15 protein-coding genes are annotated in these 12090 nt (G+C 64.0%); 3 read left to right on the top strand and 12 right to left on the bottom strand.

Annotation, left to right across the window (positions count from 1 at the left end; translation table 11 throughout):
* Positions 1-85: 85 nt before the first annotated feature.
* Positions 86-361, bottom strand: a complete 276-nt coding sequence (locus ACZ63D_RS30405; protein WP_465357788.1) for a YggT family protein — start codon at positions 359-361, stop codon at positions 86-88.
* 141 nt (positions 362-502) lie between these two features.
* Between ACZ63D_RS30405 and ACZ63D_RS30400 the strand changes: the two genes are divergently transcribed.
* Positions 503-1459 (top strand): dihydroxy-acid dehydratase domain-containing protein, encoded by a 957-nt coding sequence (locus ACZ63D_RS30400; protein ID WP_465357787.1) that lies wholly within the window; start codon positions 503-505, stop codon positions 1457-1459.
* 69 nt (positions 1460-1528) lie between these two features.
* Here ACZ63D_RS30400 and ACZ63D_RS30395 read toward each other — a convergent pair whose 3' ends face one another.
* The 11 genes from ACZ63D_RS30395 to ACZ63D_RS30345 form a co-directional block, all read right to left on the bottom strand.
* Positions 1529-2794: a tyrosine-type recombinase/integrase gene (locus ACZ63D_RS30395; protein ID WP_465357786.1), complete on the bottom strand. Its 1266-nt coding sequence runs from the start codon at positions 2792-2794 to the stop codon at positions 1529-1531.
* 34 nt (positions 2795-2828) lie between these two features.
* Complete coding sequence (locus ACZ63D_RS30390; protein ID WP_465357785.1) at positions 2829-3044, bottom strand: helix-turn-helix domain-containing protein; 216 nt, start codon at positions 3042-3044, stop codon at positions 2829-2831.
* Between the two features lie 23 nt (positions 3045-3067).
* Positions 3068-4690, bottom strand: coding sequence for a replication initiator (locus ACZ63D_RS30385; protein ID WP_465357784.1), 1623 nt, complete (start codon positions 4688-4690; stop codon positions 3068-3070).
* A gap of 104 nt (positions 4691-4794) precedes the next feature.
* Positions 4795-5181, bottom strand: a complete 387-nt coding sequence (locus tag ACZ63D_RS30380) for a hypothetical protein (protein ID WP_465357783.1) — start codon at positions 5179-5181, stop codon at positions 4795-4797.
* Complete coding sequence (locus ACZ63D_RS30375; RefSeq protein WP_465357782.1) at positions 5178-6755, bottom strand: FtsK/SpoIIIE domain-containing protein; 1578 nt, start codon at positions 6753-6755, stop codon at positions 5178-5180. Before ACZ63D_RS30375 ends, ACZ63D_RS30380 begins: the two co-directional genes overlap by 4 nt.
* 375 nt (positions 6756-7130) lie before the next feature.
* Positions 7131-7376, bottom strand: coding sequence for an AMED_5909 family protein (locus ACZ63D_RS30370; protein WP_465357781.1), 246 nt, complete (start codon positions 7374-7376; stop codon positions 7131-7133).
* Positions 7373-8044 carry a helix-turn-helix domain-containing protein gene (locus ACZ63D_RS30365; protein WP_465357780.1) on the bottom strand — a complete coding sequence of 224 codons (672 nt, stop codon included), beginning with the start codon at positions 8042-8044 and terminating at the stop codon, positions 7373-7375. Before ACZ63D_RS30365 ends, ACZ63D_RS30370 begins: the two co-directional genes overlap by 4 nt.
* Before the next feature lie 5 nt (positions 8045-8049).
* The gene (locus tag ACZ63D_RS30360; RefSeq protein WP_465357779.1) at positions 8050-8400 is read right to left on the bottom strand and encodes an AMED_5909 family protein; all 351 of its coding nucleotides are present in this window, start codon (positions 8398-8400) and stop codon (positions 8050-8052) included.
* Complete coding sequence (locus ACZ63D_RS30355) at positions 8400-8762, bottom strand: hypothetical protein (protein ID WP_465357778.1); 363 nt, start codon at positions 8760-8762, stop codon at positions 8400-8402. The genes ACZ63D_RS30360 and ACZ63D_RS30355 overlap by 1 nt, the downstream gene beginning before the upstream one ends.
* A 22-nt stretch (positions 8763-8784) precedes the next feature.
* Entirely contained in the window at positions 8785-9267 is a 483-nt protein-coding gene (locus ACZ63D_RS30350; protein ID WP_465357777.1) for a hypothetical protein, read from the bottom strand.
* 41 nt (positions 9268-9308) lie between these two features.
* The gene (locus ACZ63D_RS30345) at positions 9309-9638 is read right to left on the bottom strand and encodes a hypothetical protein (RefSeq protein WP_465357776.1); all 330 of its coding nucleotides are present in this window, start codon (positions 9636-9638) and stop codon (positions 9309-9311) included.
* A gap of 226 nt (positions 9639-9864) precedes the next feature.
* Between ACZ63D_RS30345 and ACZ63D_RS30340 the strand changes: the two genes are divergently transcribed.
* Together ACZ63D_RS30340 and ACZ63D_RS30335 are read left to right on the top strand one after the other, a co-directional pair.
* Complete coding sequence (locus ACZ63D_RS30340; RefSeq protein WP_465357775.1) at positions 9865-11397, top strand: hypothetical protein; 1533 nt, start codon at positions 9865-9867, stop codon at positions 11395-11397.
* 21 nt (positions 11398-11418) lie between these two features.
* Positions 11419-11886 carry a deaminase gene (locus ACZ63D_RS30335; RefSeq protein WP_465357774.1) on the top strand — a complete coding sequence of 156 codons (468 nt, stop codon included), beginning with the start codon at positions 11419-11421 and terminating at the stop codon, positions 11884-11886.
* Positions 11887-12090: the final 204 nt, after the last annotated feature.

Below are 12090 nucleotides of genomic sequence, written 5' to 3'. Positions count from 1 at the left end.
GGCTGCGCTCCCGCGGGTGCGAGTCGGGGCCGAAACCGGGTGCCGAGTTCGAGGTGCGGCGTCCTCGCGGCAGAACCCGCGCCGCCTACAGCGCGAACGCGATCGACCGCACCACCAGCGCCGCCACGAACACCACCGTGAACGCCAGATCGAAGGCGACCCCGCCCGCCCGTACCGGCGGCAGCACCCGCCGCACCGGGGCGATCACCGGTTCCGTCGCGCGGTGGCTGATCCGGCGCGCCTGGCCGAGCCACGCGGGCCCGGTGGCCACCACGCGGGTCCAGTCCAGCACCATCCGGACCACCAGCACCAGGATGAACAGGGTCAGGACGTACCCGACCAGGGTCCCGATCAAGCTCATCGCACACCTCGCGTCTCCGGCAGCGTTCTCATCCGGTCCAACGCCCGGCGTCCCCGCGAAGTGTCCGGTTCGCGGGAATTCTCAGCTGATTGCCAGGAGCCGCCCGATCGGGTATCGAAGACCCGGAGGAGGCGGATGCGGGTGAGCGATCGGCGCAGCGCGGCGTGGTTCGGGGCGTCCGGCCGGGCGGGGATGATCCACCGGTCGTGGATGCGGTCCCAGGGCTTCGGCCCGGAGGTGTTCGACGGCCGCCCGGTGATCGGGATCGCGGTGAGCGCCTCCGAGCTCGCCCCGTGCAACGTCCATCTCGACCGCGTCGCCGAGGCGGTCAAGCGCGGAGTGTGGCAGGCCGGCGGCTTCCCGCTCGCGTTCCCCACGATGGCGACCGGCGAAACGCTCATGCGCCCCACCGCGATGCTCTACCGCAACCTGATGGCGATGGAGATCGAAGAGCTGATCCGGGCCAACCCGCTCGACGGCGTCGTCCTTCTTTCCGGCTGCGACAAGACGACCCCGGCGATGCTGATGGGCGCGGCGAGCGTCGACCTGCCCGCGGTGCTGGTCACCGGCGGCCCGATGCTGAACGGCAAGTTCCGCGGTGAGGACGTCGGCTCGGGCACGCACGTCTGGAAGTTCGAGGAAGAACGCAAAACCGGCCGGATGACCGAGGAAGAATGCTTCTTCGCCGAAGGCTGCATGGCCCGCTCGAACGGCCACTGCATGACCATGGGCACCGCCTCGACGATGGCCTGTCTCGCCGAAGCGCTCGGCATGCAGCTGCCCGGCTCGGCGACCTGGCCCGCGGTCGACGCGCGCCGCTTCGAGACCGCGCAGGCGGCCGGTCAGCGCATTGTCGCGATGGTGGAGGAGGACCTGCGGCCGTCGGCGATCCTGACCCGCGCGGCGTTCGAGAACGCGATCCGGGTCAACGCGGCGATCGGCGGGTCCACCAACGCGATCGTGCACCTTCTCGCGCTGGCCGGACGCGTTGGCGTCCCGCTGACGATGAGCGACTTCGACGAGCTGGTCCGGGCCGTGCCCACGTTGGTGAACCTGATGCCCTCCGGCCGTTTCCTCATGGAGGATGTTTGTCACTGAAATAGCGTTTGACCTGGGCATTGACAGCAAATTTCGCAGTGCCTAGGCCGCCAGGCCGTCAGCAGGCCGTCAAGCCGCCTGCGGGGGTTCCTGCGCCCGGGGGCGACCGCTGAAGAGGTCATGCACGGCGGCCCGCGCCCGGTCGTGGCTGGACGCCATCAAGTGCGTGTAGGTCTTCAACGTAAACGCCTCGTCGTGGTGGCCGAGGTAGGCCGCGAGTTCCTTGATACTCACTCCCCGGGCGAGCATCGCCGAGGCAAACAGGTGCCGGAGCGCGTGCATGCCGTCCTGGCGGTCCCGGTAGGACAGTCCGGCCGTCTTGAATGCTGGCCTCCACACGACATTACTAAAGGCCACTCGTTGGTAAAGTCCGCCATGCCGATTGACTACTAGCACGTTGATTGTCTCGAATTCCCGTCCATCTCGTTCGGCCCACGGAAGAGTAATGGACGTCGGTGGAAACCGCTCGGCATACGCGTCCAAATCGTACAAGAGTGATCGTGCTATCGGAATCTGTCGGACCTTGTGGCCTTTGGGTAGCTTGAATTTATTTACGCCGTTCACGGTTACCATTTGCCGATCGCAGTTGTATATCATTTCTTTCCGATCGACCTTGTCAAGGCTGAAAGCGAATGCTTCGCCTTGCCTGAGTCCGAGCCCTGCGCCGATTCCAGCGTATGGTTTGAAGCGCTCCGGAAGCACGCCTTCGACGGCCCATAGGCGTTCCTCGTCCCACGGTTGAACCTTGCGGTGCATCGCCTTTGGTGCCTGAATTGACTGGCTGCGACACGGATTCTTATCAAGTTCCTCATCGTCGACCGCTGCGTCGAGAATAGAGGAAACCAGGTAAAAGAGATCACGTTCGTACGAGCTGGCGATGTTCGGTTTTTGTTCGCGCAGCCAGCCCAGCCATTCTCGTATAACTGTTGGCGTCTTGAATGACTTGATTAACTTGTCGCCGAGATATGGGTAAATCAAGTTGTTCAGGCGCATATCTTGTATCGCGATGGTGCTTTCATCTTGAGAGCGCGTGGCCATCACTTTTTTGGCGTACTCGCGAAAGGTAATGTTTCCCTTATTTGGGTCGGTGTAGGTTCCTGCGTAAATATCGTTGGTTACCTTCGTGAGCCACTGTTTTGCTTCGGTTAGCTTTCCGTCCGGAAAGGACTTGCTCCGCTCCCGCTTGTCGGGGTCTTGCCAACGGACCTTGTACCGCAATCCCGTGCCGTGCAGCTCAGTCTTTTCCTGGACGGGTTTACCTTTGGCGTTGGTGATGACTTCGCTGGTATCGGGGTCTTTCTTGTCCCGATACCAGCGGTCTTGGATGTGTGCCATGCGTGGTGTTCCTTTCTGTGTGTTGCCGAAATTTTCAGGCGGCGGGCATGGTTTCGGGACCGGCTAGCCAGTCGCGGACTTCTGCCGGGTCGTATCGGACATGCTTGCCGAGGCGATGCCAGGGCGGGCCGTAGCTTTTGAGTCGCCAGTCTTTGAGCGTGTCCGCCGGGATGCCGAGGTAGGCGGAAAGGTCTTCGGGGCTCCACAGGCCCTCAACGCTGACCAGCCGCACACGCGGGTTGTTGCTCATGATTTGGTCTCCCCCTTCCCCGGTCAGGCCGCCAGCGCCGGAGTTGCCGAAGTTTCCGGCAGCTCAGGCGGTGGTGGTCCGGACGCGGCGAGCCGGGCCGCTTCGTATTCGGCTTTCCAGGTGAGGCGTTCGGCGATGGCGCGCATCACGAGCTGGTCCCGGGGCGGACAGTGCGGGTCGCCGGGCTCGACCTTGCGCCACGCCAGCTTGTCCGGATCAGGACGCGGTTTCTCGATCCCGACCGCCGCCAGGGCAGAGAGTACGAACCCCACGCGGTCGGCTTTGTGGTCGGCCACGGTCTTGCCCGACCACTTCCGCGACACCAGCACCCGACGCCCCGGCAGCCCGAGCGTGGTCCGCCGATGCGCACGCCCCCGGCAGTGCCCCGGAGTCGTCTTTCCGTTGGCCCCCTTGGGGTTGATGCCGTAGAGCAGCCACACCGGGCAGCGCGGCGAACACGGGGTGACCGCCAGCTCAGCGTGCAACCGGTCGTGGTGATCACGCTGCGCGGCAGTCTCGGCGTCGACCACTTCACCGGTGGACTTGGTGAGGTACTTGGTCAGGTAGCCGATGTGCCGTCCGGCTTCCTCGGTGCCGCCGAGGATTCCCTTGGAGTGCACCTGTTCGCCGAACCGCACGACGTGCGCCGGTTCCTCCACTTCGGACACCGCGTCATCCCATGCCGTCAACGGTTCCCGGGTTTCGGGGTCGACAAAGGAACGGACATCTGGGTCCCACAACGGTTTCCGGTCCCCGCCGTAGACCATGACGTCATGGGAGGGCCACCACACCTGGTGGTAGGTGGCTTCGGTGACCATGCGGATGACCTCGTGGGAGATGGCTCCGCGCAGCGCGGTATGGAGGTGGGGTGCGGCGCGTTTCTGGGGTTCCACGGTCGCGAAGTACTGCACCTCGTACCCGACGACCCGGCGGAGGTTCTGCCACCACCGGTCCACCAGCGCGGCGAAGTGCACCGCGTCCCGGGCTGCCCGCCGGTAGTCGTACGAGCTGGGGTCGACCGGCGAGCCGTCCGGACGGACACGGCCGTAGGTGTCGCAGGTGAGGGTGACGAACATCGACGGCCGGAACCGGCCCGCGAACTCCTTTCCCACGGTGGTTTTGGCGACCTTCTTGCGGGGCAGGTTCGGCGCGTCCTGCCGCCGACGCGTCGAGCGCTTCACCGCCTTCTTAGTGGGTGCGTCGAGGGCCGGGAGGCGGCCCGTCATGCCCGACTCCCGCAACTCGGCGTCCACGCTGGACACTTCGGCCCGCAGTTCCTCCGCTTCCGGCTCGTTCCCTGCCTCGACCGCGTCCCGGTAGTGCGCGGCCAAGTCCGCCCGGTAGGTCAGCAGCTCCCTTTGAGCCTCGCTCGGCTCCGCGCGCGTGATGACGGGTTCCTCGGCGAGGTGCCAGCCTTCCCGGCACTGGGCCTGCCGCAGGGCCTTGGCCTTGCGGGCACACGGCAGGCACACCGATTCCACCGTCGAGCCGCACGGCACCGGGACGTAGCGCAGCTCCCCGGTATCGGTGTCGGCCACTTCCATGGTGAAGGGCCGGACGCACACCCCGTGCTGTTCGGCCGTCGCCTTCACCACGTCGGCGGCAAGCGCACCGCGGATTTTCTCCCGCGATCCGCTTGCCGGCATTGGCTGACCAGCGGTTTCGTCATCAGCCGCGGAGCTGGACCATGCAGGCCCCGCAAGCGTGGCCGGCATTGGCTGACCAGCGTGTTCCTGTTCGGAGGTGGTCATCAGGCGACCTCCCCACCGGCACGTGCCCACTGCCGCAGCAGCCACACGGGCATGTCCTGGTCGGTGCGCGGGGGCAGGTCGGGGAAGGTGGCGGGGTCGAACCGCACCCCGCCGTAGACGCGGACAGGAACCCCGCACGGAGTGCGCCCGGTCAGCGACACCAGAACCCGTGTGCCGTCCCCGATACGCCGCAGGCTCGCCCGCGATCCGTCGAGAGTGGACGCCCACACGCTCAACCCGCGCGCTACGCCGGGCAGGTCGCAGGTGTCGAGCTGCACCCGGACCGGCCCGGACTCGGGGGTGACTTCCACCGAGCACGCCGGGGGCAGCGCGTGCGTGTCGAGGTGGTCACGGATCGCGTCGAGGAAGACCATCAGCCGGTTCATGCCGTCCCCCTTTCCTTGCTGTCACGGCGGTTCTGGGCGAGGTCGATCACCTGAGCCCCGCCGTTGGTGACGTAGTTCTCCAGCGCCTTCACCGTCGCGTCAGAGACCCACCCGGCGCGCACGCGCAGGGGTTCGCGGATGCCCTCTCCCCACACGTAGCCGACACCGGGCGTGTTCTCGGGGATGCGGTTGGCCCACGCCCCGCGCTCGTACGCGCCGTCGCCGAGCACCATGGACACCTGAGACTTGGACGTCACCCGCAGGCACACCCGCCGGGTGAACAGTTCCCGCACCGGGACGGTTTCCTTCGTCGGGTCCTGCACATAGCCGCGCACCGAGATCAGCGCCGCCCGACCTTGCGTGGTGAGCACCGAAATGTGTTCGGTGATCGCCTCTCGGGTCTTGCGGTCGGTGTAGCGCGTCAGCGCCGCCAGCTCGTCGAACTCCAGCAGCTCCAAGGGAAAGTCTTGCGAGAGCGGCACTTCCCGCGTCTGCCCGGCAAACGCCCGCTTGCGCCGTTCCAGCTCGTCCCGCAGCGCCTCCAGCACCTCCAGCGTTTCCGCGCCGGACACGGCGTAGCGGGAGAAGATCCCGCGCCCGTAGGCGAGTTCCATGCCCTTCGGGTCCACACCGGACACCCGCACCAGCCCCGACCGGATCGCCGGGGCAGCCGCGACCAGGGGCGACCACATGACCGAGTTCTTTCCCGCGCCGGACGCACCGGCCACGAGGGTGTGTGCGCCGCCGCCGAGCAGGGGCAGCCGCCAGGCCGTGCCGTACTCGGTGGAACCGGCGAACACCCGCCGCAGGTCCACAGCGGACGCCTCAGCGACCTCCGGCAGGGGGAGGCAGGACACGGCCGAGGCCAGCAGGTCCCGGCGCATGAAGTCCACCGAGACGACATCCGGCGAGATCTCCCGCACCTGCACCCGCGTGACCCGCCGCGCCGTCGCCAGCGCCCGGGCAGCCTCGCCGAAGTCCTCCGGGGTCTGCCCCGGCACCAGGCGCACGCGCACCTCGTCCCACGACGGGCCGGAACGGACGCGCAGCAGTTTCGGGAAGGCCACGCCCGCGTCACGCCGGGACTGTGCCACCGCTTCGCGCTTGCGACGGCGGGACACCAGGTTGACCGTCACGTCCACCGGGATCGCTTCGTCCCGCACGGTGAGGCCGCAGGCGTGCAGCCAGCCCGGGAGCTTGCGCCCGTAGACGGCCCAGCGCAGCCACCAGGCCCGCACCCACCGGCCGCACCACTGCTCGAACCCGACCCGCCAGCCCAGCCGCCACACGAGCGCCACCAGGCCGACAGAACCGGCCGTGATCGCCAGCGAGAGCCAGCCGAGCCAGTGCCACCACGCGCCCAAGGCGAGCAGCGCGAGGCAGGTGCGCCAGTGGGTGGCCAGTTGCCGAACAATCCAGCCGACCGCCCGCGCGAGGCCCCACAGGGCCAGGCCGATGACCGCCAGGGCGGCCAGGGTTTCCGCGATCGCGGCGAAAGCGCGGCCGAGTTTGGCCAGCACCCACACCAGCACCGCCAGGCCCGCGCCGCCGATCAGCACCGTTGCCGCGTTCATCGGGCACCACCGCCCTCGGGCCGTGCGCAGCTATCCGGAAACCGCAGGACCAGCGGCAACATGCCCTGGCACGAGGCGCACGCGGTTTCGCCCGGCAGCACCCGTGCAAACTTTTGGCATTTTTCGCAGCGCGTTCGGGTGACCCCGGTTGACGAGTGTTGTTGGTTGTCATTTATCTTTGTCATCGTTCACCACCAGTGGACAGCGCAGAACCGGTTCAGGTTTGCCGACATGAGGCCGGTTCTGCGTTTTTTATAGGGACAATTCCGGGCACGTGGGACGCGTTAGCCATAAGCACGCGTCCCACGTGCTTTTTCTGTATTCGATTGAAAATAATTCGCTCAGCGTGTCGCGGAGATCACCCTTGCCGGTCCGCTAGTCATAGTCGGAGACGTATTCCGGCCGCCGCGTGTACCGCTCGATCTTTCGCAGCTGCTGGCGGAACATCGCCCGTGCCTCGTACTCGTGCTCGGGGTCGGTCGCGGAGACGTTCTTGTACAGCTGCGCCACCAGGCGCATCCAGCCGATGAGCTCCGGAAGGTCTGCGCGCTCGCCCGGGTCAAGCCGTTTCGCTTCGTTGCGCGCGTCCTCCAGGGTCGTCACCGCGTCGACGTCCGTCATAACTCCTGCTCCCTCTGCTTGCGCTGTTTCCTCTTGTCCGCCCGCAGCGCGGCGCGGTAGTCCCACGGCCGCCGGAAATTCTCGGGACGCTGCCACAACGGATCCCACGTATCGCCGTGCCGCTTGAGCCTTTCCCGCTCGCGTTGATCGCGCATCGCCTGAATCAGAAACGGCCGACGACTGGACGGCGAGCCCCATGTCAGCCCGTCCGCTACCTGGACCAGCACCGGAATCGACGGCTGGTAAAGCCCTCTCTCGATTCTGTGCCACGTCGATACGGACAGGCTCGCATCCGCCGCAGCCTCCCGGCATTCCCGGCGCACCCGCGTCCGCCACAGGAACACCAACTCAGGCAAGCATTCCGGCGCTCCATTGCCGCCATGCCCCAGCCCTTTCAGCTCGTCCTCAAAGCTCTTGCAAGGCCACCGCGGCTCAAGCTGCCCCGTGTCCTCCACAGTCATCAGCAGCAGCGCGTACGGCGACGCTTCCAGCGCGTCCGCCAGCCCGGACACCATCGCCACCGACCTAAGAATCCGTTTCCCTGCCTCGATCTGGGCCAGCGCGGTCCGAGAGAACCCCGCCCGCATGGCGACGTCCTTCTGCAGCCAGTCCCGCTCCAGCCGACGCTCCCGCACGAACCGGGCCGCCGGGCCGACCTCTTCCTCCACTCCGTTCACCCCCTTCCGGGTTCTTTCCCGCGTCCGGCGTTTTCCAGCTCCGCGATTTTCATCTCTTCCATGAGCACGAAGCTCATCGCCTCGTGAAAATGCAGCCGGTCGATATCCGCTACCCGCATGTACATCCGCCGGTTCTCCCGCCGAAACCCCAACTCCTCCTCCGTCGACACTGCTCCCCTCGGGAACCGGTCCCGGACCCATTTATGCGCCTCCGTCAGCGTTCGGGGTTCTTCCGCCGGTTTCTTTGCGGTCACAACCTTCGGAGGCTGCTTCTGCCGCTCCGGCTCTTCGACCGCCACGGCACCGGATTCCTCGGCCGGAGCCTCGCCTTTCGTCCGCGCCGCCATCACCGACCACCCGAACCCGGGCCGTTCCGGCGACCACGCCCGGAACTCGGGCGCGAACTCGGCAGCCGATGCGGATTGATCAACTGGACCCGCTCCGCCGTCGCTTGCACTTTCGGGTCCGCCGGATTCCTGGCCAAATCTTCTGCCTGTTCCAGGAAATCTTGCACCGCCAGCGTCACCGCCGCGTGGATCCACCACGGCCACGCCTGCACCCTCTGTAACTCACGCCAGAGGTGCGCTACCGCTTCTGTCGCGTGGCCGAGCTGTGCACGCGCTTCGTTCGTGCTTTCCTGCTGTTCGACGTTGTATAGACCCGCGTACGCCTGGTACGCCGCAATCCACGCCCTTTCCAGCTCCTCCACCGAACGACGCCGCGCGACCACACTAAGCCGCCTTTGACTCGTCCGAATTGGACGACGCCGACGACCGCGACGACTTGGCCGCACCCGCCGAGCCCGAACCCGAACCCGACGCCACAGCCTTGAACCCCGTCGCCCGGAAGACGTACGTCTGGTACTTGAACTCTCCCTGTCCGCCGACACGCGGCTCCGCCGTCAGCCCTTCCAGCTCAATCGGCCGCATTCCCGGCAACGCCTCCGACGTCGTCGGCACCGGCTGGACATCCGCCAAAAACGTCAAGTCGAACGAAGCCCGCTTCGCCTTCTCCTCACCCGGATCCGTAACCGTGCACTTCCACTGCCGCTTGCCCGTCATCTCATCCACTCGTTGACGAGTCGGACGATTCGCCGCCCGGTCTTCCCGGGACTGAAATTCGTTGTCCGCCGACACCTCGCCGACCATCACCAAACCCTGAGGAAAAGCCTCCTCGAACGGAATGCTAAACCGGTGACCACGCTCAATAGCCATAATTAACCCTTAATGCTTTAATTTTTCCGGACTAAGATTATCTAGTGCTTGTTCTCTTCGTTTTCGCCGAACCATGAGGGTCCGGAACGGGTCATCAACGGATGTTCCAAGTCGTGCAAATCCCATTCGCGTGCTTGGTCTTCTAAAGCTTCTGCCGCTGTTTGTACCGCCGCCACGACCCACCACGGATCGACGTCCCGCCTAACAAGCCGCTTCCATGCGGCAGCAACTTCGCGGGAGACCGCGCAGTACTGCGCCACTACCTCATCAGAACGTGGGTTCTGGTCCATCTTCGTCGACATGTCCGCGTACTTTTTGTACAAGGATTGCCACACGGTAATGAGGTCACGTGACGGAGTCTGCGCGCCCATATCGATCACACCTCATCGCATCGAATCAAAAGGCGTGCATCTCCGTTGCCTCGTTTCACTTCTCACTCCTCTGCATCGTCTGCGCCGACTCTCGGCGACACCACCTACTATCGGCAGAGACCGCGTCTCGCGGTGCCGCTACAGCGCGCTCACGTCGTCTCGTGTCGTCCAGCTGGAGTCTCATGGTGTCTCTTCCTGCCGGGTGATGTCTGGTACGCTGGGGTCCATGAGCGGCATCGACGGCGACCAAGGGGCAGCAGGCGGCGACACGTCCACCGTCCTGAAAAAGCTGCTCAGAAAGCGTCATCTTCACAGCTATTCGGCTTTCCGTGACGAGTACAAACGGGTCGTTAAGAAAGCGGAAATACCGAATGCATTCCCGCCAGCCAAGGCGCAGTTCTATCGTTGGCTGTCTGGTGACATTAAGACATTGCCTCACTCTGGACACTGTCGCGTCCTCGAAGAAATGTTGCCCGGATGGGCTGTCGACGATCTATTTAAAGCTGATTTTAAAAAGCGTGTCAGCTTTGTTCCGGAAGATTACGCAGAAATCCGCGAACCAGGGGACGAAAATACGCAGGAAAGTGGCCGCGGAGCAAATGAAGAAGCGCGTTCCGTTGAATCTGATTCTGTAATTCGTGTTCAACTACAGAATGACGATTCGTTCGCCTCTCGTGCGGCCAATCCTGAAGTGGTCGCATTTCCCGCAACTACCGAGAGCGGGGACGTGGTGACCGTCGAGATCCCAAGGCGAACATTTGTTGATGGGTCCATGGGTGTGCTTTCCGGCGCGGGATTCCTTGCTGGCAATTCCAACTTAACCGAAGATTCTTTTTCCGCCGAGGCCGACGCTCAAGCTTCCAGCATTATTGAATCTGGAATAAACCCCGTTGCACACTTCCAACGAATGAAGTCAGTGCTAACGGATAGCGATAACTTGTTCGGCCCGCATCAAGCGATGCTTACCGTGCGCCAGCAAATTGCAACGATAAAGTCTTTGCGGAACAAATGGCGTGGAGATAATTACCATGAGTTGGTGGCAGTCCAAACGCAGTTTGCGGACCTTCTAGGTTGGCTTCATCAGGACACCGGGAAGTATAGCGAGGCGGCTTACTGGGTTGCCAAGTCCCTGGAATGGGCACATGACGCCCGCGAACCTGAAACGGTAGCTTTCGTCCTCGCTCGCCGCAGTCAACTTTCTGCGGACTTGCACGACACCGCAGAAGCCATTGACTCTGCCGAAGCAGCGTTTTCCATGGCGAAAACTCCGCGCGTAAGCGCAATTGCGGCCACTTTTGCCGCGCATGGTTATGCGCTTCGCGGCAATGCGGAAGAAAGTGACCGACTTTACGAGACAGCCAAGTCCAAGCTTGAGCAAATCCCCAGCGTTTCAGAAGATAAATACGGATTGTTTTTCACTTCCGAGTATCTCCTAGTTTATGAAGGGAACAGCCTCGCAGCACTTGACCGTTACGATCAGGCCGCCGAGAAGTTCCGGGTAGCACTGGGCAATCTCCCCTCGACATACCGTCGAGACCGAGGCGTTTACCTTGCCTGGCAAGCGATGGCGAAGGCTGGAGCCAGCGAGCCGGACGCGGCCAGCGAGATCGGAATGTCTGCCCTAAAAATTGCCCGAGAAACTAAATCGTCGCGCATTCTGCATTACCTTGCCCAGTTAAACGAAAAACTAGAACGTTGGCCGAGTGCAAACAGTGTTAAGAAATTCAGGGCCGCCCTAAGTGACTCTACGCCGGAATAATCAATCACTCTACCAAAGGTTATGGTAAATATGGCTATGAATGACGATGCTTGGATGCAGAAGGCTGTAGAGCTTTCGTGGAAGTGTCCTCCGACAGAGAGCGCCTTCGCGGTCGGAGCGGTGATTGTCGATGCTGATGGAAACGAGATCGCCACAGGTTACTCACGTGAGACCGATTCGAAGGTTCACGCGGAGGAGGCAGCCTTAGCAAAGCTGGCCGACGATGATCCACGGTTGCCCGGCTCGACCATCTACAGCACGTTGGAACCGTGCTCACAGCGTGCGTCCCGGCCGACACCATGCGCTCAGCTTGTCATCCGGTCCGGTATTAAACGTTGCGTTATCGCCTGGCGCGAGCCGGATAAGTTCGTGACAGGCGTGGTCGGCGTCGAGCTGATGCAGGAGGCTGGGATTGAGGTTGTCGAGCTTCCCGCCTTCGCGGAGGCAGCGCTGGAACCGAATAAGCACCTGAACTTGGGCGGCGCGTAGTACCACCGCCATCGCCGACCACGACCAGCTTGTTCGGCGTCCTTCCCATCGGCCACCCGTTGAGCCCGGCGTTCAGCCGCCGCCCGACGGGTGGCCGTTTCCGTGTTAGCTGCCGAATTTGGCTCTATGGGATCAAGGCGCGCCGGCTGGGGGGGGGGGGAAACGGGGACCCCCCATCAGGAGGAAACCCCCCGTTTGTTTGGG

It is taken from the genome of Amycolatopsis sp. NPDC104775 (assembly GCF_055583325.1).
The sequence above is the reverse complement of the archived record's forward strand: the minus strand, read 5'-3'. Positions and strand labels throughout refer to the sequence as shown.